This window comes from Enterococcus sp. E4-223 (genome assembly GCF_035727065.1).
Classification (GTDB): Bacteria; Bacillota; Bacilli; order Lactobacillales; family Enterococcaceae; genus Enterococcus_B; species Enterococcus_B faecium.
The window spans coordinates 1-19,838 of record NZ_JAPMLH010000011.1; the positions used below are offsets into that span (position 1 = coordinate 1).

Consider the following 19,838-nt stretch of genomic DNA (forward strand, 5'->3'; position numbering starts at 1 on the left):
TCTTCTTTTTTCTTACCAAACCCTTTAATTTGTGTTTTCAAAGCATAAGTATCAATATCAAACGACACTTCATCTGTATTATATTTATATCGGATTTGTTGCTCAGTTATATTTCCATATTCTGAAATGGGATAAAATACTAAGTGCTTATTGTTTGGTATCACAACGGCACCGTAATCTTCCAAAATTTCATTAATAAGATTTAAATAATTATCATTTCCAAAGTTCTCCTGTTCCTTTTTTAAAAATACATTGTTGGGATCTACAACTTCCCAACTGAATCCTCGGTTTCCAGCTTTAAAAATATGAGTCAGAAGATCATTGATTGATTTTGTTCCAGATATGGTGTCATATTGCCATCCATCTTGAATAGTGTAATAGACATGAGTTGCTACTACATCTTTATAGATTTGGCTACCAGAAGCATATGGTCTCATCTGCTTGATTGAATACTGCTGACCATCAAAAACAACATAGTTTTCATAGTCAATTAAATCAAAGGTTATTTGATTCCTTTTTGTTTCTGGTACAGTCACAGATAACTCCCACGTTTCATTTTGTTGCCACGAGACAGAAAAAGAATCCTTATCGTAGTTAATAAGGATTTCCTCTTTCGTTTCTTCATAATTACGTATTAATATGTTTTTCAAAGTATCACCTACTTATACAAGAAACGGAAATCCCAAGAAGATTTCACTCTAGTAATATTTTGAATTTCGATTTCATTGACCCCTTCAGCTAAAGTGATTAGTCCATGGTTTGTATCAATACCACAACTTACACCATTCAATTTTGGGTATACGCCATCCAAAACTAACGTCTGCCCTAAATTAGTTGAGAGAGAAGGATAATAAATGAAACGATCGCCTGTGGTCTTATTGAAAATAGTCACATTTCCTTCTGATTCTCCTTCGAGGGTAATACGTAAATCTGACTCTCTCGGATCAATTTCAAAACTGCCAGCATTAAAAATCTGAAAGAAACTAGTATTGTGTGTATAACTAAAATCTTCAGAAACTAGACCTTGAGAAAACTGCCAATCCTCATCCAAACTGAAATCAGATAAAGTCGTTGCCATCGATTCAGAATATCCTTTATAGGCAGAAAATGATACAACGCAATTTCCTTTAAAATATGCCTTTTTGGTTACAGTCATACTCTCAACGATCACTGGGTATCTTTTACCAGGTTCTTTCGTATAGATAAAGTAGTATTCAGCTTCTTTATTAAATAGTTCTCTCAATTCTGTTTCAGTCAAAATAAGATCATTTAGATTGTCTGCAAAATAATCAAATTCAAAAGTAATAGGAAAAGAATCAAATGAGTGTGTCAGCAGCTTTTTTCCTACTGAACCTGCATAAGAAGAAAATTCATTTTTAGGTACTGGCATCCCAATTTTTATATCAATGATTTTTATTCGGTAATTTGCTAGTAAGTCAAATTTACCTGTACTAAATTGGAGAAATACTGATGTTTTATCATCCATTGAAATTCTTTCCTCTCGTATATAGTTTTCTTGCTAATGATGAACCAGTATATTCATCTACACTTTTGCTGACTTTCTTACCGTCTAGATGACTAATTACCTCAACTGGACGATTATTCAAAGCTTGAAACAGCTTCTGAAGTGAACTTTCTGAAATTTCGCTTGTTAAAAATCCACTCGAATTGCTTGATACATTATTTGCTGAAGCAGGTCTAAATTGTTCCCTCGAGTGGATTGCTTTTATAATCAAGTCATCTGCAGAAGGTTTAGCAGGATTTATCATAAATTCTTTTGGATAAGCAGGGTCTTCCCCAATCCATGCTAATTCAGGACCATTTATTTCTCCACCGTCAGCATAACCATGCCCCATTCCGATATTTGCAAAGAAGCCAGCACCTGTTCCATATTGAGCCATGATATATCTTAAACCGGCTAAGATACTATCATATCCATTAAAAATATTGCCATGACCTGGCATCTTATAAGCATTGAAAGTAGCACTAATTGTTTGCATCAATCCTTTTGCTAAGTCTCCAGTAATGGTATTAATATCTGTATAACCACCTTGAACAGCTTTCTCATTTCCGCCTGATTCTGTTTGGATCTGACTAATGATTCTGTCTATATGCCCTTTATCTGTTGGAAATCCGACCATTTTTGCAGCCTCAATTACTTGGCTTCGCCATCTTTCAGCACCTGAACCAGCAGGAGAACTACCGCCTCCTGCTTTGAAAATATCTCCTGATCCTAATTTACCAGTGATATGCAAATGGTCGTAATGATCATTATCTGGCCATGGATCCCATGCACCAGTTGCTGGTTGACCTGATTGGCCAGTTCTATCACGCACTTTTCCCTGCGTGATAACATATCCAACTTTATCAGCAAAATTCTCAAATACCCAGTTTGCAGGATCAAAATATTTGCTTGAACCATTCATACTTGATGGATAAGCAATATCAATCGCTTGATGCTTCCCGTGCCAATATGGATCTCCTGGTCGGTAGCCTGAAGTAATCCCGCTCATACCGAATTTTCTAACGGCTTGGTTTGCAATATCTACTAAGTATTTATAGACATTATCTGCCATTGCACCATCGAAACTGCCTCCACCATTTTCTTCATTAAACTTATCAAAGAAGTTTTGTGCATATTCGATAATTTTATCTTTTATATTAGAGATACCACCTGCAGCAACTTTATATTCAGCTGAATCACCAAGGTTATCTAAAAAGTCAGAGACACCAAGTTTATCAGCAATCGTATCATAAGCTTTGCCGGCACCATCTGAAACGAAAGACCATACATCTTTAGCTTTATCTTTAACCCAATCAAACATATTCGTGATAGTACCCCAGACGCCATCTTTGTGTGCGGGTAGCCCCTTTGTCATTGCCAAGAATTCTTTAGACATATGATGGGGTAAGATTGAAGTACCAGCTTGCAGAGGACGAATTTCTGGACCGCTAACACCCACAGGGAAAATACCTTTAGATGGATGATGAGCAAGCTCGAATCCTTCTTCTCCAACCAGAGCAATTTCGTCTTCGGTCAATCCACTAGAACCTTTTGCATGAGCGCCAAATTTGAAATTAATAAGGTCGTTTCCCCAATCTTTGTTCAATGCATGTATCAAATGGCCAATACTGTGTGCGACACCTTCAACAATGGATCCCATGTTTGTTTTCATTTCATCCCAAGAGCCTACAACTTCACCTGTTTCACCATCAACAGCACCTTTGTGTTCTCCGGCCTGTTGGGTTGCTTGATCTACTACTTCTTTATGAGTTTCTTGGGCTTTCTTTATTGATTTATCCCTTTTCTCAGTAGCAGCTGCGACGGTGTCATCACGTTCTTTTTTTGCAGTTTTTACGATTTCATCATATTGCTCTTTTGTTATAGTGCCATTTTCATAGCGCTCTTTGTCAGCTCTTTTGACTGTTTCTTTATATTTTTTATTTGCTTCATCAATGGAATCATTTGCTGTTTTTTTTGCATCTTTAATGATCGTGTCACGTTGTTCTTTAGAATTTAAGATAGCATTTTTCATTTCTTCATGAGAGAGTTTGCCCTTATGGTCTTTCAAATCCTGCAAAATATCTAGCTGTTTTCCCGAAGCTATTTTTGTTTCTGTACTGATTTGTTCATTCAACTTTGTTTCGGCTTTTCTCATTTTTTTAGCATATTTTTCCTGCTCTTCTTCAAGTTCTTTGTTCAATTCTTTTTTATATTCTTTACTATCTTTCCCATATTCTTTCGCAATTTCTTGTAGATCTTCAGTTTGACCAGATTCAATTTTACTCAATTGTTTATAATGAGAAATCGTATCTTTTTGCATTTGTTTCAGGGTTTTCTTATGCTCGTTTTTTGCTAATGCATCATTTATTCTCCTGTTAGACATAGCTTTATCAGTTTCTTTGGAGCTCATCAAATTATTTTTTTTGAAATAATTAAAGTCCTCATCAGAAGAGTTCTGTTTCTTTTTGTAGTATTTATCAATAGTCTTACCCATTTTATCGAAAGATTTTTCAGTTTCTTTTTGCTGACCTTTAATTTCTTTATCATTTTTGGGAAGCTTCGTTACTATTTTATTTAATTTATCGATCTCTTTTGTATAAGTTTTCGATAATTCTTTGGCATTGGTGCCTACATTTTTGTCAAATTTTTTAGTTATATCATGTCCTATATCTCCCAAAAGGTTCGTTAAATTAGGTGCATAGCTTTTAAATCCTTTGCCAATATCTTTCCCTAGATTTTTGCCTAATTCAGTTCCGCCAAGTCCACCCAATCCTGCACCAATTGCAGTTCCAATTCCTGGTAAAATAGCAGTTCCAATAGCTGCTCCTGCCGCACTTCCGCCTAAAGAACCACCAAAAGCCCCTAGTTTTGAAGAAGCTGATCCTTTACCCAACAGTTCAGTTGCACTGGCAAGTACCCCAGCAAAAGGTAGCACTTTGCTTACTCCTTTACTTAGTTTTGCTAACCCACCTAGTTTAGAAACAGACTCTAGTGCATCATCAGCAATAGTAGCGACTCCTTTACCACCTTTTGGTAAGATTGTTTCAGCAATTTCAGCACCCACATTTCCTATATTTTTAGTACTTGCCTTTTTGCCAAACGAGAACCCTCCACCGCCTAAAAAATCAGTAATTGTTTCAATAGCAGTCATTTCCGTTAAAGTTTTTTTTGCTTCTTTTAACATTTTAATGAATTCATAGCCTTTTTTAACAGCAAACATTATAACCAGTGCTTCGCCAAAGAGCTTTATTTCATCTTTATGTTTTGCTATTTTTCCTATAATTTCATTTATAGTGCCTAGTGGATCTTTTAATGCTTTAGATTTATCATCAACCAATCCAAAAAGATCAGCGATATCAAAAAGTAAATCTTTACCTTCTTCCCATGCCCCTGAGAACAAGGCTCCAACTATTTTTTTTACATTATTGGAAATATTCGTAAGAGTATCCTCATGTTTTTGGAAATATAAAAAGACATCTGCAATGTGTTGAAATACACCTACCACTGCATCAGAAGCCTTATTGACCATGCCAGTCAAGTTATCTTTTCCTAAATGATTAATAATGTCCATAATTCCAGAAACAACATTGGCTCGTAAATTACCAACTGCACCCTCAAAGGTCGAAGTAGACTTAGCTGCTTTAACCGCACCATCATTCATACCTAATTCAGTAATGGCTGTATTGAATTCATCAGCAGATATTTCGCCTTTTTCCATTGCTTCACGGAAGTTCCCAGTAAAAGCACCGTTTTTCTTCATTGCTTCTTGAAGTACGCCAGAAGCGCCCGGAATGGCATCAGCCAACTGATTCCAGTTTTCTGTTGTTAATTTTCCCGCTCCTGCCGTTTGTGTCATGACCATTGCTACAGATTTGAACGTTTCAGCATTACCACCGGCTTGAGCATTTAAGTTTCCGGCTGCCTGAGTCAATTCAGTGTAATTTTTAATGCCGTTAGCTGCTAACTGTGCTGTGGTATTCGAAACATCTGATAGATCATAAACTGTATCATCCGCATACTTTTTTACTGCTTTTGCTGCTTTATCAATTTCTTCTTCCCCAAAATTACCGAGCTTCATAGTAGAGCGGAATTTATCCATTGAATCAGAAGCTGCTAAACCTTCTCCTACTAAATCTGTAAAGCTTCCTGTAATAACTTGAACTGCTTGAGAAGTCGCACCTGCTACTGCTCCAATAGTAAGTTTATCTTTTAAATTTACAAATTTTGATTCAGTTTTTTCTGCAGTTTCGCCTAATTCTCTGGTCTCTGTTTTAGCTTGAGTAGTATCTGCTGTATAAGTGATGCTTTTTTTATCAGGGATTTTTGCTATTTGCTCTTTTGCTTCCCCAGATTTCTCTTTGATGTCAGCATTATCTGCCGCTAGTTTTACTTTGGTAGTTTTCCCAAGTGAATCATCTATTTTTTTCTTAGTTGAGATTGCCTTTTCTTGGATTGCCTTTGTTTCAATAGCAAACTGATCATCCATCTGTTTTCCAGTATTGGCACCTAATTTGGATAACAAATCATCAATAAAATTAGCATCTGTTTTAAATTTTGGTAAATTAGAAAGCATAACATCAATATTAATTGTTGCATCTGCAGCCATTTTCTAACCTCCTTTCTACTTTTTTGCTTGGGCGGCTAGCATGTCAAACATACTTCCTAACTGATTGTCTAGATTATTTACTGTTTTTTCTGCATCAAGAGCGTAATATTCTTGTAATTCTAATAGATTGGTAAGTGTCTCTCCTTCTAGTCCATTAATACTTCTAGAACGAATAGATAAAATTCGTTGAAAATGAGTATTTTCGCTTAATCCAAACAAAAGATTTTTGAACGTGATAAAGTGCATTCGTCCTTTTTCTTTTAATAAATCGATGCCATAATCTGCTAAAAATGAGGAATAAATTGCTCCAGCATCTTGAGAATAAGAATAAAGTTTTTCCGGCACAGTATCTCCGGATTCCTGATCATTATTGTTATTTCCGTATGGACATTTTTGTATATAATTACTTATTTCTTCGATTGCTGCTTGCTTCTGTTCAAAAGTAAAATCACTAATGGGAGCTTTAGCATCAAAATAAAACAAATCAAAAGCTTTATTAATTTTTTCAAATGATTTTAAATTTTTATCTTCTAGCAATTCATAGAATCTAATCACCACATCAAAGGAAAGGTCAAATTTATATTCTTCTCCTTCAATGATTAGTGTATTTTCTAAATCCTCAACCAAATCAAACATCTATATCACTTCTTTTTATGTTTGTTTTTGTAATAGTTATCAGCGGTTTTTTTACGTTCAATCATCAATTCACCCAACTCTTTTTGCAATAAACCAATGACAGTTAATAATGCCTTTGTACTATTTCTGTAACTCTTATATACACGGGTTCCTTCTCCTTCTCCCAACACTTTATCTAGTGCAGCGATTGAACGATCTTTCAATTTAGCAACTTCTAGGCGAATAAACTCTTTATATTTATCAGTTGATTTATCTTCTAAATCTTCCAATTTCTCTGCTTTTTCTGTCAGGTGTTCTAATTGCGATGGGACATCTACACTAGTTAAATCCATCAAAGCTTGATCAACCTCATCAGAAATAGTGATTTCATATACTTTGCCTGCAATTTTTACAGATTTAGTTAGTGATAATTTTGCATCTAAGTCAATTACATTATTGATAGCCATTGTTTTTCCTCCAATATTAAAAGAGCAGGTAACCATAATATCGGGTGACCTGCTCTAATCATTCTAATTTTATGATTCAGTAACTGTTAAAGTACATTTAGCACTCTTGTTACCATCTACTGTGTTAACTGTAATTTCCGTAGTTCCGGCTTTAACAGCCACAACCTCCCCTTTGGTATCAACCGTAGCTATGGTTGAATCACTAGATGACCATGTCACATTTTTATTTGTAGCATTTGCTGGTAAAACGGTAGCTGTAAGAGTTTCATTTGCCCCAGCAACAAGCGATAACGTTGTTTTATTAAGCGTTACGCTTGTGGGGCTAATTACTCCCCCGCTTCTTCTAAGACCGGCTTTCCGTTGAATGCTAATGTGAAGCTAAATGTTTGTTTTGCATTTGCAGCACCCCCAAATGGAACGATTGCTGTCATAGTAACAACAGATTGAACTTTATTACCTTTTGCATCTGTCCAACGTGCAAGCGTACGTAATTCATCGCCAATGGACAAGAAATGTTTTGCCACATAATCTTGTGCAGGATCTCCGAACACTCGATGTCCAGATAAAGCAAAAGTAATATTTTTACCTGTTACGCTTGAATCAGTGAAACCTTCGCCATCATAATATGCTGTTGCATCAGTGGTATCTGCCGCTGCAGGTGTAATAGTACTGATTCCAGCTGCAAGAACGGCGAAGTTCGCTTGTTCGATCTCATCCAAACTTGTGTGACCTAAAACATCAATTTCTACTTTATTTTTAAAGTTCAATAGAAATTCTTTGTGGGTATCCTCACCTGTCCCTGTTTCTCCTGCAAAAAATTGCAACTGCATTTTCATAAATTGCTGTTGATTCGTTTTTGACATATTTTTCATTATGTTTCCTCCTATTATTTGAATTGATGCACGTTTATTTTTATATCTAACAAATAAGTAGATTGCCCCTCATTATCTTGTTCACTTGCAAAAGGAGTATCACTTATTTCTGAACTAATAAATTTAAAACTTTCATTACTGGATTCTAAGGATGGGAGCTCATCTAAATGATTAGAAATGAGCCACAAAGTATGATTTGCTTTTTCTTGATCTTTTGTATTAAATCCCACTTCAAAAAGCATTTCTCTTTCTTTTGTACCATCAAAATATTCTTCTATTGTTCTACTTCCTGGGAGAGAATAGATACAAAGGGTGTCTTCTCCATCTAGAAATCCAATTACACAAGGCATTAGCATTCCTTCTACTGAATCAATCGAATCAGCTAATCTTTCTAAGAGATCCATTAAAGTTTCCCTCCTTCAACGAAAGCTTTTCGCCATGCATTGATATGCTTAGATTTTGCACGCAAATCCCATCTACTTCCTGTACCAGGAGTTGTGTAATTTTTAATTCGCACAATTTTCCCTGACTTCGTCACTATCAAGCCTCTGAATTGAGCTTTAGCATAAGGAACTGTATAAACGATATGGTTCTCCCGTGCATAAGAATCACTGCGAAGGTGGCCTTGACGTTTTGGAGCATATAAGTTCATATCCATGTGCATCTGATTAGTCATAAAAAAAGTAGCCTTTTGTATGTTCATAACAGACAGTTTTCTGTTTATACCGTTTTTTTCTACTTTGATATGCAGCATTATAAAACCTCCAATTCATACGAATAAACTTCGTTGCTGAAAGGATTTCGATTATCTACTATAGTCACCAAAGTATAGGCTGTACCTTCAAATATGATTTCTGATCCTACATGTTCCTTTGTGATTTCAGGAAATGGAGTGGATACTCCAGCAAATAAAAAAGCGATAGCATTAGCTACCACTTTTCTATTATTATTTGAACCACTATAAATCGTTTGAGGTTGAAAAATCATATTTTCAATTGTAACCTCAGCATCAAATATCGGCTTTTGCCATTTATCAATTCCTTTTTTTCGTCTGAAAATGATGGACTGATTACAATAATCTTTTGGCATCTGTGGAATCATTTGTAATTCACTCCTCGATAAAGAAGTCCTGTATAAATCAATTCTGCATAGGCTTCTGATGAAACCATTGTTCTACCATATGTGGCTGAACCAACACTGGTACCTTCAATTCGCATTCTTCCAATGCTGACACTAGTTGGTGTACCACTAAGCATTTCTTGTAAGGTTGTTTTCCCACCATTTAAAAACAGATATTCCACTTGGATGGCCATTGCCAATTTAAATTTTTGTACCCTGTATTCATTTGAATCTTGAATTAAGTCATTTTTCAAGTAGAAATCAGCAGTCAAACGATTAATCTGACGTTCAGCATATGGTTCTAATTCATCGAAAGTTTTTTGATCAGGAATTTTACTAAAACCTAGCTTTTCATACTCTTCGTACGTTAAATAACTCATAGTTTTAGCCTTTAGCTTCATTCAACAAATCAACAAGTTTAGCAGTCGATGTGTTAGGCGCAAACTCAACGCCTAAGTCAGCTAATTCTTTTTTCAAAGTTTCCCGATCTGGTTCTTCTTTGTTTTCTAATTGCTGAAGTTGTTGTTTCAGTTCCTGAACTTCTTTCTTCAACGCCTTATTTTTATCAAGCAGTGCGTTGTATTGAACCACTGTGTAAGTTTTTCCACCTGTTGCCGATTCTACAATATTATATTTTTTACCTGATGCATCAAGTTCTACAATATCGTAGCCCTGGGCTTTATAAAATTCTTTGTCCGTATCAGTAAGAACTTCAACGACTCGATTTGCTTTTTTAGCTTTCATTAATTAGATCCTCCCTTGGTTAAAATAATCGGCTCACTCCAAGCTGATCCAAGTTTGTTTTCATTTAAAAACTCAGCTTTTTCTATTTCATTTGAGCCTTCTCCTAGTTCGTTAAAGGTTTGTACGTATAAATAAAACTTGTCCCCTTCAACTAAAGATGGAACATTTTCTGCAGCCAAAGTCCAACTATTATTTTCACTGTAACCCATCATTTTGGCTTTATGTGGATCTGATTCATTAGCGTTTGCGTAATGGATAACATATGATTTTGCCCCTTCCACAGGATCAAAGGAGACAGATACTGATCCATCTCCATTAAATTTACCTGTTGGATTTTGGGGCGCATTAGGGTGCAGATGGTGTTACGACAAATGATACTCCATCCGTTTTTGTTTCAAACAAAATGACATCGTCATATGATTGTTCATAATACAAGTAGTTACCTGCAGTTGAGGCAGATGGTTTATCTAGACCAACAAAGCTGTATTTTTCTGGTGCACACATACAAGGGATATGAATCAACATCATTTGGATTGTTTGTGCAGTTGGATCAGCAACAGCACCAGTAGTAAAATCGTATAGAGTTTTCATGTAAGCAGAAGGAACAGCTGGTTCAATCGTTACTTCATCTAAACGTTTTACTGCTCTATCAATCACACCGTTATTATTTTGTACTGATAACGTACGTTGTAACCCTTGCGCATTTTTTAGAATAGTGCTGACAGTTGGAGTCACATATAAAGAACGTCCAACAGCTGGAACTGCGGCTTCATCCATATCGGTCATCATCTTATCAAATTGAGTCAAAATATTTTCAGTTGTCAATTCCAGTTCTACGATTCCCTTACCGCCATCTTTTGCTTTCTTCAAAGTGTAAAGAGAAGAAAACATTTGTTTGTCTTTTTCAGGAATTTTTTCAAGATCATTATAAGCTTTGGTGATATTAGCAATAGATGTTACATAGTTCGTTTCATCAATATCTGAAGGGTCTACCAATGTATCCCAGTAACGTTCATTTGTTAATTCATAAGTTTCCCATTGATTTTCGTAGTTGGCACTAGCCCCTGTAATCGAACGGCGTGTTCGATCTTTCCGTCCATTTTTAATTAATAGTTTAGGAAGCTTAACAGTTTTTGCACCTGCCCATTTGATCAGGTTATTTGATGGGGAATTCCAAAGCTTTTGAGAATATAAAATCCCATTTTCTGAATAACGTTTTTGTAGCGCTTGTTGGTAAGATTCTGCATAGTTTAAAGTTGCATTATCAGCAAACATTTGCAGATTCATTGATAAAATATTTTTATGCATTTTAATTTCCTTCTTTCTTTTATTTAACTAGGTCGCTTGTCATTGCAGCAATCATTTGCGCTGTTTCATCATTAGGAGGGACAGCGTTTGACGGATTGCCTTGAAACGTTGCTTTCTTCTGATCTGGATTTGGTGGCGGTGTTGTTTCTCCTTCAAAGAGATATCCGTCACTTTCCTTCAATGTATTTAATTGTTCGTCTAATCCTTTGATTCCTTCATCTGTTAATTCCAGCTTTTCACTATCAAGTAAAGCTTTGGCAGCCTTGATATTACGAGCGCCTGCTTGAGTAAGAGCTAGTTCGATTGCGGATGTTTTTTTGATTTCAGCAATCTTACTTTCTGAATCAGCTTTTGCTTGATCGTATTTTTCTTGAAGGTCTGACAATTGAGTGGTTAGTTCTTCATTTCCTTCTGCTGCTTTTTTCAGGCTATCTAATTCTGTTTGATTGGCATCTAACTGCTCTTTGTATTGATTTACTTGTTGCTCTGCAGCTGCAACATTACTACTCAATTCATTAACAGTTGCTCCATGTAGCGCCATGACTGAGCCAATTTGTTCATCTGATAAGCCTAGTTCCTTTAATTGTTCTCTTTTCATTTGGTCCTCCTTCGAATATTTAACGTGGCAACGACCACGAGAGTATAAAAAATAAACCTTTTAACGCCATGTTCAGGGCGATATAATTGTTGTATAGAAAGGAGCTAAATATATGGAATTAAAACCTGATTTAATTAGAGATATTTTATTGTATTCAGAAACTTTGCCATTCAGAAAAAGCGCATTTCAAAATGAAATAAATGAATCTTCTTTAAGAGAAAAATATTCTCAAGATGAAATCATTTACGCTATATCAAGAATGGGCGATGATGATGCTAAATTAATCAATGGATGGGTCAAATACGCTTCTGATAAACCCTACATGTGGTGTATAGGATCTCCAACTTACGAAGGTCATCAGTATCTAGAAAACATTCGTGATCCAAAAGTTTGGAAAGTTGTGAAAGAAAAAGTTTCGTTGGTAGGAACTGCCTCAATAAGTATTATGGGACAAGTAGCTCTGGCATATATCCAAAAACAGCTCGGTATTTAAATCCGAGTTGTTTTTAGTTTAAGGCTTTCTCACGACTATAATCCCGCACAAGGAAATCATGTTCTTTCACTAATTCTCTAATCTTTCCTTGTTTAAAACGGATCATGTCTTTGCATCTTTTCTGCATGACTTCATCACCTAAAGATTCTGCAGCAGACAAACGCTTCTTTTGATAACGAATGTCACGCTCTAATCTTCTATGTTTCTGCTGGATCTCAGCATTTCTTTGTACTTCTTCTGGATCATATTGTGGCTGATTATTTGTATTAACATCTGGTCTACCAGGATAAAGAATATGTTTACAGTTTGTTCCTTGAGTTCCCCAAGGTTCACCATAACCATGATCATAAATAGACGGTAAATGCTGAAATTCTGGTGGTGCTTTGGACTTAGGAACTGTGAGAACCCATCCACCTTGAATATCGGCACAGGCTTTTCTAGCTGATAGATGGCTACTCATTAGAGCAGTTACACAATCAAAATCTTGCATTCTTTTCAGACGTAAATCGTTAAATGTTCGATGCGTTGTGCTTTCAATTACCGTTCTTGAGTATGTTTCAAGAGTCCATTCACGTCCTGCTTTGTCCTTGAATCCTGATTTAATTCCTTCATCCACCATTTTATAGACGTTATCTCTTACGGCTTGTTCATGCGTTTTGAGACCTGTTAAGGTTTCTAGGGTGGATTGTTTAAGAATTGCCTGATAAGCTCTCATAGCTGAGTTCTGGCTGTAATTCGTAGTGATAAGCGTCTGATTTATATTATTATTCAAGTCTAAGAATGTTTGATGTAAGAAAGAGTCCAACATCTGATTGACATCATCAGATACCGGCACGCTTTTTTGTACCATTCTTTCCAGTTCCTGATCAATCTCATTGATAATTTGAATGCCATTATCTTTGATAAGCTTTTCTATTTGGCCTTGAGTAGAGTTAGTATAGGAAGCCAGTAGATTAATAACCTTTTTGTTCAAAACGCCCATATAGTTTAATTGCTGTATCTGCCATAACATCACGTTTTCTTTATTCACTTTGTTAAGGTCTTTCTTTAACATCATTTTGATGATTAACTCAAAGATACGATCTTCTAATTCTGAATAAATGTTCGTGATAGCATCCGCTTGGTTTTGCATATTATCTGGAGTAATCAACTCAATCACCTACATCATACATAGCAGCTTGTGCATTTCGTTCATCTGTTCCTGCATCTTGGGAAGGCATTTCCTCTTTCAAGTCATCCAACCATTCTTTTAATTCCTGATCACTTAGATTGTAATTACGGATAAGAAACTGTTTCTTTGGCATCACGCCAGCAACCACAGCTTTTAAATCATCTTCTTGTTGTTTATCTTGATTGACAAAAATACCATCTTCAAAACTGATATCGACTTTATAATCATCGTAATTTAATTCAAACAATGGTTTTCCAGTTGAATTAAGTTCTGCATAACCTGCCAATTCAAAAATCGAATGGACTAATTCATTAATGGCTTTTTCAACCATTGTCAAATAACTAGAGCGTGTTTGATACGTCATTGAGTTATTAGAGACAATTTCAGTTGCTGTTTTTAAACCATCATCAGCGTAGCTCATTGAACCAACTGATAGCCCTACTTGTACCTCAAACTCTTTAATCCAATGATCAATGGCATCTTTATACTGAACTGTTCGTATTGCCGTAGTAATATCTTTTATTCCAGCATTTTCTGCCCCATACATCCCTACAAATACATTTTGATCACTATCAAACATTGGGGGATGGGCTTCATCCGTTTTGAGAAACTCAGCAGGAACCACGACGCGCCTTTGCCCCATTTGAATTTCCCAAGCAAATTGGTCATGAGTATTGTTGATGGTATCTAAGATTTCTTTTGCATTATCAACGATTCCAACGCCTAACGGACTTTCTAGAGATTTATTGTTTGCACCAGGTGTTCTGAAGTAAACAAAAAGAGGACGTCTCAATCCTTCTAGGGTGACTTCCTCTGCCAAATCAGGGTATAAGGTTTCTAATGGTACTTGTTTACCAACAGAACTTTCCAATTCTGACTTATAAAGCTCATTAGAAATAATGTACTTCCCATCTACCCACTCATGGAATTCTAATAACGTGTAGTAATAATTTGTATCATTTTCTGTTTGAACTGACCTAGTAGCAATTGCACATTCGCTGATTTCATTTGTGTTAGAACGCAAGGGATAAAACTGATCAGCTCTGATCCAAGAGATTTTGATTTTATCTCCATCAATATAAGGACGCATAGCAAACCCACCAGAAGCAATTCCTTTTTCAAGATTCAGTTCAAGAAGATTATAAAAATTATTGTTATACAGTGTTTTCGCCAAGAACGTATTTGCTTCTTTTAAACTATCTGATTCTTCATCATCAGGATTCCTTAAAGCAATTTTGCATTTCTCATTAAAAATAATACTCGCTAATCTTCTTGCTGCAGTCTTGGTTACATTCAGCGGATTAAATGGACGTTTATTTTCTTTACCAAAAGAGGTTATATATTTAATTTTCGGGAAATTATTCGCATAATAACGAAAATTTTCAGCGATTCTCTCATATTCATATGGATCAATATCAATTTTAGGATGGTCTGTGATTTTACCAAGTTCTCTGCCATTCAAATTCATATCTATTCGTTTCACTCCTTTCTTAAAAAAGTTTTTGATGCGCTGGATCATACTCATTTTCTCACCTACCATTTCAGTCCTAAATCACTTAGATTATCTTTTACAAAATATTGGAACTGGTCACATGTATGGTCACCAACTTTGATAACTTTTGGATCATCTGACTGTAAAGTATCTTCATCCCATCGATAATCACGATGCTCTTTAATAAATATTTTGTTTGCTTCTGTATCCAAATAAAAAAACCTGCCTTGTGCAAGGAGGTTCTGTACATAATCGATCATATCTACTTTTTTAGCTTTTGCCACTGCATGAAACCTCTCATTGTAATCTTTATAGTATTGATTTTTTAGAGCGCCTTCCGCCGAATCAATAGTGATTTTGTAGGCATACTTATTGTATTTTGTTTGACATCGCTCAATAAAATCATGCAAATCTTTAGAAAGCTCATCAGGTGCCTTCTTATTTACTTTTCCTTCAGGAGAATAATAATAAGTATCTAATAAAATGACATTTTTCTTTTTGGTAATAGCGTAGCAACCACAGGTAGTCGCTGATATTTGGTGTCCACTATCGATTGAAAAACAAATCTGAACGATGTAATCATCATCTGGTAGCTCATCAAGCGGATGGAAATGATCCATGTTATAGATGAGCGTACCCAGACCAATCACTTCGCCTAAGTAAAGCCATCGATAGTAATCTTCATCATTTTCTCTATACGTTTCTATCAGCTTTAATTGTTGCGGATCCGTAAAACCTAACTCATCATCTTTATAAGTCGAGTGGTCCACTAAATGATCATCTAGGCGTATGCATTTCTCTACCCATTCATTAACCCAATCATATGGATTCTTGGGTGGATTCCATGAATAGTAAACTTGTACTTGATTTACCCATGGCGACCGTTGACGGATAAAGGTTGCATTCGTCTGGTCAAATACTTCTTCGCTTTCAAAGTTTGCGGCTTCTTCGTACCACAAAGCAATGACATCACCAATTGCGTTTGATTTTAGTTTTAACGGATCATCAACACCATAAAAATAGAACTTAGAGCCAGTACGTTTATGAATGATTCTCAAAGGAGAAGTACGAAACTTATATTCTTTTGAAATGCCTAACATTGAAAGTGCCCACTTGATTTGTTCATAAACAGCATCTCTTAAATACTTGTGCTGACTCATCATGCAGACAACATTTACTTTGTGCTTAGCTTGTGTGTGCTTCTTCATTTCTGTTGCTAATTTCAAACTGATAACAGATGATTTAAAAGAGCCACGTCCGCCTTTCATCAAAATATAAGGACACTTTGCGTGCCAAACTTTATAAAAATGCGGGTTAATCAAGTCCGTAGTCTTAATTTGAGTTTGTTTCTTGACCATCAATGCCATTTGAACCAACCTCGCTTTCAACTAACGGAATGTCATCGATAATAACCGTTGATTCAGGCTCATCCTCGCCGCCGTTTAGTTCTCGGATTTCAGCATTTAGCTTTTCAGCTTGTGCCGTCATTAAAGCAGCACGCTTGCCCTGTACGCTTAATTCTGATAACTGCTTGATAGCTCGTGACAACTGATTGCTGATGCGTGTCAATGAATCTTCAATAGATAAAATATCATCTATCTTTCTACGTGTTTTTCTAGTGATTTGAACATCTTGCATCACTTCACGCTTAATCTCAAGCTTTTTACCACCAATATCAAGTGGTGTTTTAATATTGCGCAGTTGCTGGAGACGTTCGACTTCTTCATCATTTAACCCCGCTTCGGCTTGTTGAATCCTTTTCATCATTCGAAGTTGCCGTATTTTAAGTAGCCGTATTTCTTCAGACAAAGTAAAAGAAGGATCATCATTCAAACTAGAATAGATGTCCTTCTCTTCATCACTTAATGTCTCAAAAAATATCGTTTCATACTCGCCTGTTTTCAAGGCATTTTTATTACCCACTGGCGGAGAGGCTCGGCTATTTCCTTTGTTACCTTTAGCATTTTGATTACCAATAGGAGCGCCACCTTGATTAGTAACGTTACTTTTGCCATTGGTAACGTTACTTTTCAATTCAGCGCTCCATTTGTCTTGCGATTTCCATTTTCTAACCTGAGAATCTGAAACATTTAATTCAGATGCAATTTCCTTTAACTGCTTTTCTCCGTTGGATTCTAACCAAATTTTCTTGGCTTCATCACGTCTTGGATCACGTTTTCTTGCCATTCAATACACACCACCTCACATTCTGTTTAGGTTGAGTTTTGTTTTTGATATTTAAAATTCATCTATAGATAACATTCTGTATTTATTCATTTTCTCATCATAAATATTCTCAAGGTAACTAATTTGTTTTATTTGTTCGTTATTGAATATACAAGTATTTTCATTAACTACTGTATCTCTAAAACCATATTCCTTGCTTAAATCGTCTATTTTTTTTATTAAACTTAGCGAAAATTCTACTACTCTAATCATTTCAAATTGCATACTTCCGTTTATAAAAATTAATTCTTTTTCCTTTAAATATGTTAAACGTTCCATGCTTTTACCCACCATTTTACTTAATTCATTTAGATCTCTATTTCTTTTAGCACATTCAAATATTGGAACTACGTAAATTTGTTTTATCATTTTTTGAAATTTAAATACTTTACATTTTTGATAAACAATCCTAACTAAACCAGGTATTGTTCCTATAATGACTGTAGAATAAACTATTATCATATCTCTAGAAATAAAAAATTGTATTACATTACTCATCTTACTTTTCCTCCATACTGTTTAATCACAGTATATCAAGAAAAAATTATATTGTTCAAACTCTTTCAACATCATAATGGATTGTTTCAGTTTGTCATATTTATCCATTCCTAGAGTAAGTTCAATTCGTGGATTATAATCAGCAGGTTTCAAATCTGCCAACTTCATTATTTCAATCTGCATTCTAATCCCTCAAATTCTTGTTAATATTATTTTGAATGTTTGATTCATCAAAGAAACCATGACCGCAATAAATAAGCTTGTATTTATCAACTTCTTTTGGGGTAGCTTCTCTGATCATCTTTATAACAGAATATTTGCTTTTCATTTGAACAGATTGAACAACTCTTTTATCACGACAATCTTTGCATCTTGGATAATCGTTGATCAATGATACGTACCAGTAGTTCCTCATCATGTGACCTTCTCTCTATCTGAGATCAGATCATTATAAAGAGCAGTAGCTCGTTCTTTCCCGAAACGTAATCTACGTTGAATAGTTCCAATCGTAAATGATTGTCCTTGACCAACTTCTTCAAAGTCCTTCTTTAATTGCTTCATTTCTTCAAATTCTTTAGCAGTATATTCTTTCATGAGATCGTTCCTCCTTTATGTAAAATAAAAAAACCACCTCAATTGAGATGATCCCTAGCGCCATTCCGTTTTTCCACATTTTATGCATCCCCATATTTTGTCGCAATTTCGTATGTATAAGAACACATAATCATAAGCGCATTTTCTTCTTTTCCAAAATGACAATCTTTTTGTTTCTGCAAATCGTTTCCTATCTTTGTCTAATTGATACATGCATATCTCCTTTATGCAAAATAAAAAGCAGCCTCCGATTGGAAACTGCAAAACAATTATCAATACTAATTTAACCCTTAAAAGAAAGATTATTTAAAAACATCAACTCCACTTTACTATGGAAGGTATTAGAAATAATTTGGTTAATTATCCCAATAGCACTCTCAAATGGTATATTAGAATAGAAATTTATAGCCAGAACTTTTTGAGATGATGTCCATTGTGAATTCGTAATGTAAACATTATTACTACTTACACTTTGAATTTTTAAAGCTAGTGTCCTAAATTCAGATTCTGTGAAACCATCTCCATCAAGCTTCTCAAGAATTGCGGTGTACGGGACATTCAAGTTATTGCCTGTATTAATAGTAGTCGAGTTATTTTGAATTAGCTCCTGAAGCTTTTCAAGAATTGCATTACTTGGATCATCAGTTTCTATATTTCCCATAGCTTGACCAAATTTTAAAACTTTAAAAATTGGATTTTCTGGATCCTTAGTATAATCGATTCCTTCAATCATTCTTCTAAGTTTTTCTTTAAGTTCCTCACTTCCCGCTATATCATTTTTATAAAAAATAGTTCGTTCAGCAATAATATCAAAAGGCAGCCTTATTCCTTCTTCACAAATAAGAATTGTGTGCTTTCTCATTGTAAATCTTACACCAAGTTCATACATGACATTGGGATTCAAACCGGTAAGGTTACAAATAGCAAGTTTATCCTCATATATATGTTGAATGACTTGATCATTTATAGATCCAGTAGCACTAATATCATGAGCAGCCACAGGTTTTAAATCAAACTCATCCAAAACAGGACGAAGAACCGCATCCGTAATGCCGTCAGCAAACCTTCTTTCCGGCCCATTATCATTGCCGATAGGTGTTATGATGAAGCAATTTTTATTTTCTTCAGTTTTAGCCATTAAGTATCTCTCCTTCTCAATATTACATTTTCTATATAATAACAGGAAAAGCGAGAGAATTGAATAAACAAAAAGGCAACCACCAGAGTATTTACCTCATTTCTAATCTTTTTGACACCACCTTTCAATTTTATTAACAATACCTCTCAATATTTGTCTGTATATTTTGCTCACTAAAATATCCATGGCCACAGTAACGAAGATTGTACTTATCGATCTCATTTGGTGTTGCTTCTCTGGTCATTTCAATGATGGAGTATTTCTTTTTGATTTGGACTGACTGAACTGACCGAACCGAATCTTGTTCGCTTGGTTGCGGATATCTATTTGATAGTGATATATACCAGTAGTTTCTCATTATGCAGCCTCCTTTATGTAAAGAAAAAGCCTAGC

At 35.3% G+C, this 19,838-nt stretch carries 26 protein-coding genes; 1 reads left to right on the forward strand and 25 read right to left on the reverse strand.

Annotated elements, in window-relative coordinates; all coding sequences use genetic code 11:
• The 15 genes from OS139_RS12720 to OS139_RS12790 form a co-directional block, all read right to left on the reverse strand.
• On the reverse strand, positions 1–650 hold a 650-nt coding region (locus tag OS139_RS12720), incomplete at its 3' end, for a prophage endopeptidase tail family protein (RefSeq protein WP_325066972.1).
• Between the two features lie 8 nt (positions 651–658).
• Positions 659–1,486 (reverse strand): phage tail domain-containing protein, encoded by an 828-nt coding sequence (locus tag OS139_RS12725; protein ID WP_128492215.1) that lies wholly within the window; start codon positions 1,484–1,486, stop codon positions 659–661.
• Positions 1,479–6,110 carry a tape measure protein gene (locus OS139_RS12730; protein WP_325066973.1) on the reverse strand — a complete coding sequence of 1,544 codons (4,632 nt, stop codon included), beginning with the start codon at positions 6,108–6,110 and terminating at the stop codon, positions 1,479–1,481. The genes OS139_RS12725 and OS139_RS12730 overlap by 8 nt, the downstream gene beginning before the upstream one ends.
• Before the next feature lie 15 nt (positions 6,111–6,125).
• Complete coding sequence (locus tag OS139_RS12735) at positions 6,126–6,746, reverse strand: Gp15 family bacteriophage protein (protein ID WP_325066975.1); 621 nt, start codon at positions 6,744–6,746, stop codon at positions 6,126–6,128.
• 5 nt (positions 6,747–6,751) lie between these two features.
• The gene (locus tag OS139_RS12740; protein WP_325066976.1) at positions 6,752–7,192 is read right to left on the reverse strand and encodes a hypothetical protein; all 441 of its coding nucleotides are present in this window, start codon (positions 7,190–7,192) and stop codon (positions 6,752–6,754) included.
• A 69-nt stretch (positions 7,193–7,261) separates the two neighbouring features.
• Complete coding sequence (locus tag OS139_RS12745) at positions 7,262–7,564, reverse strand: Ig-like domain-containing protein (RefSeq protein WP_325066988.1); 303 nt, start codon at positions 7,562–7,564, stop codon at positions 7,262–7,264.
• A complete protein-coding gene (locus OS139_RS12750; RefSeq protein ID WP_086311162.1) occupies positions 7,519–8,028 on the reverse strand; it encodes a phage tail tube protein in 510 nt (169 codons plus the stop codon). The genes OS139_RS12745 and OS139_RS12750 overlap by 46 nt, the downstream gene beginning before the upstream one ends.
• A 50-nt stretch (positions 8,029–8,078) precedes the next feature.
• Entirely contained in the window at positions 8,079–8,468 is a 390-nt protein-coding gene (locus OS139_RS12755; protein ID WP_325066977.1) for a phage tail terminator protein, read from the reverse strand.
• The gene (locus tag OS139_RS12760) at positions 8,468–8,818 is read right to left on the reverse strand and encodes a minor capsid protein (RefSeq protein WP_086319408.1); all 351 of its coding nucleotides are present in this window, start codon (positions 8,816–8,818) and stop codon (positions 8,468–8,470) included. The genes OS139_RS12755 and OS139_RS12760 overlap by 1 nt, the downstream gene beginning before the upstream one ends.
• Complete coding sequence (locus OS139_RS12765) at positions 8,818–9,165, reverse strand: putative minor capsid protein (RefSeq protein WP_010738765.1); 348 nt, start codon at positions 9,163–9,165, stop codon at positions 8,818–8,820. The genes OS139_RS12760 and OS139_RS12765 overlap by 1 nt, the downstream gene beginning before the upstream one ends.
• Positions 9,162–9,563 carry a hypothetical protein gene (locus OS139_RS12770; protein ID WP_325066978.1) on the reverse strand — a complete coding sequence of 134 codons (402 nt, stop codon included), beginning with the start codon at positions 9,561–9,563 and terminating at the stop codon, positions 9,162–9,164. Before OS139_RS12770 ends, OS139_RS12765 begins: the two co-directional genes overlap by 4 nt.
• A gap of 4 nt (positions 9,564–9,567) precedes the next feature.
• Positions 9,568–9,927, reverse strand: a complete 360-nt coding sequence (locus tag OS139_RS12775) for a hypothetical protein (RefSeq protein ID WP_086319411.1) — start codon at positions 9,925–9,927, stop codon at positions 9,568–9,570.
• On the reverse strand, positions 9,927–10,283 hold the full coding sequence (locus OS139_RS12780) for a fibronectin type III domain-containing protein (protein WP_045172267.1): 357 nt from the start codon (positions 10,281–10,283) through the stop codon (positions 9,927–9,929). The genes OS139_RS12775 and OS139_RS12780 overlap by 1 nt, the downstream gene beginning before the upstream one ends.
• On the reverse strand, positions 10,273–11,235 hold the full coding sequence (locus OS139_RS12785; protein WP_010738769.1) for a hypothetical protein: 963 nt from the start codon (positions 11,233–11,235) through the stop codon (positions 10,273–10,275). The genes OS139_RS12780 and OS139_RS12785 overlap by 11 nt, the downstream gene beginning before the upstream one ends.
• Positions 11,236–11,254: 19 nt before the next feature.
• A complete protein-coding gene (locus tag OS139_RS12790) occupies positions 11,255–11,833 on the reverse strand; it encodes a phage scaffolding protein (protein WP_045172268.1) in 579 nt (192 codons plus the stop codon).
• A gap of 112 nt (positions 11,834–11,945) precedes the next feature.
• On the opposite strand from OS139_RS12790, the gene OS139_RS12795 reads away from it, so the two are divergent.
• Entirely contained in the window at positions 11,946–12,326 is a 381-nt protein-coding gene (locus tag OS139_RS12795; RefSeq protein WP_086310697.1) for a DUF2513 domain-containing protein, read from the forward strand.
• A gap of 13 nt (positions 12,327–12,339) precedes the next feature.
• Here OS139_RS12795 and OS139_RS12800 read toward each other — a convergent pair whose 3' ends face one another.
• From OS139_RS12800 to OS139_RS12845, 10 genes are all read right to left on the reverse strand, one after another.
• Positions 12,340–13,476 (reverse strand): phage minor capsid protein, encoded by a 1,137-nt coding sequence (locus tag OS139_RS12800; protein WP_325066989.1) that lies wholly within the window; start codon positions 13,474–13,476, stop codon positions 12,340–12,342.
• 1 nt (position 13,477) lies between these two features.
• On the reverse strand, positions 13,478–15,037 hold the full coding sequence (locus OS139_RS12805) for a phage portal protein (RefSeq protein ID WP_113808843.1): 1,560 nt from the start codon (positions 15,035–15,037) through the stop codon (positions 13,478–13,480).
• Complete coding sequence (locus tag OS139_RS12810) at positions 15,031–16,356, reverse strand: PBSX family phage terminase large subunit (RefSeq protein WP_045172271.1); 1,326 nt, start codon at positions 16,354–16,356, stop codon at positions 15,031–15,033. Before OS139_RS12810 ends, OS139_RS12805 begins: the two co-directional genes overlap by 7 nt.
• A complete protein-coding gene (gene terS / locus OS139_RS12815; protein ID WP_172891803.1) occupies positions 16,322–17,176 on the reverse strand; it encodes a phage terminase small subunit in 855 nt (284 codons plus the stop codon). Before terS ends, OS139_RS12810 begins: the two co-directional genes overlap by 35 nt.
• Positions 17,177–17,227: 51 nt before the next feature.
• Entirely contained in the window at positions 17,228–17,713 is a 486-nt protein-coding gene (locus tag OS139_RS12820; RefSeq protein ID WP_002344296.1) for a hypothetical protein, read from the reverse strand.
• 21 nt (positions 17,714–17,734) lie between these two features.
• Positions 17,735–17,896 (reverse strand): hypothetical protein, encoded by a 162-nt coding sequence (locus OS139_RS12825; protein WP_002344297.1) that lies wholly within the window; start codon positions 17,894–17,896, stop codon positions 17,735–17,737.
• A 1-nt stretch (position 17,897) separates the two neighbouring features.
• Positions 17,898–18,128 carry a hypothetical protein gene (locus OS139_RS12830; RefSeq protein WP_325066979.1) on the reverse strand — a complete coding sequence of 77 codons (231 nt, stop codon included), beginning with the start codon at positions 18,126–18,128 and terminating at the stop codon, positions 17,898–17,900.
• Positions 18,128–18,307: a hypothetical protein gene (locus OS139_RS12835; protein WP_038809197.1), complete on the reverse strand. Its 180-nt coding sequence runs from the start codon at positions 18,305–18,307 to the stop codon at positions 18,128–18,130. Before OS139_RS12835 ends, OS139_RS12830 begins: the two co-directional genes overlap by 1 nt.
• A gap of 283 nt (positions 18,308–18,590) precedes the next feature.
• Positions 18,591–19,445 (reverse strand): hypothetical protein, encoded by an 855-nt coding sequence (locus tag OS139_RS12840; protein ID WP_325066980.1) that lies wholly within the window; start codon positions 19,443–19,445, stop codon positions 18,591–18,593.
• 133 nt (positions 19,446–19,578) lie between these two features.
• Complete coding sequence (locus tag OS139_RS12845) at positions 19,579–19,803, reverse strand: hypothetical protein (protein WP_002347927.1); 225 nt, start codon at positions 19,801–19,803, stop codon at positions 19,579–19,581.
• Positions 19,804–19,838: the final 35 nt, after the last annotated feature.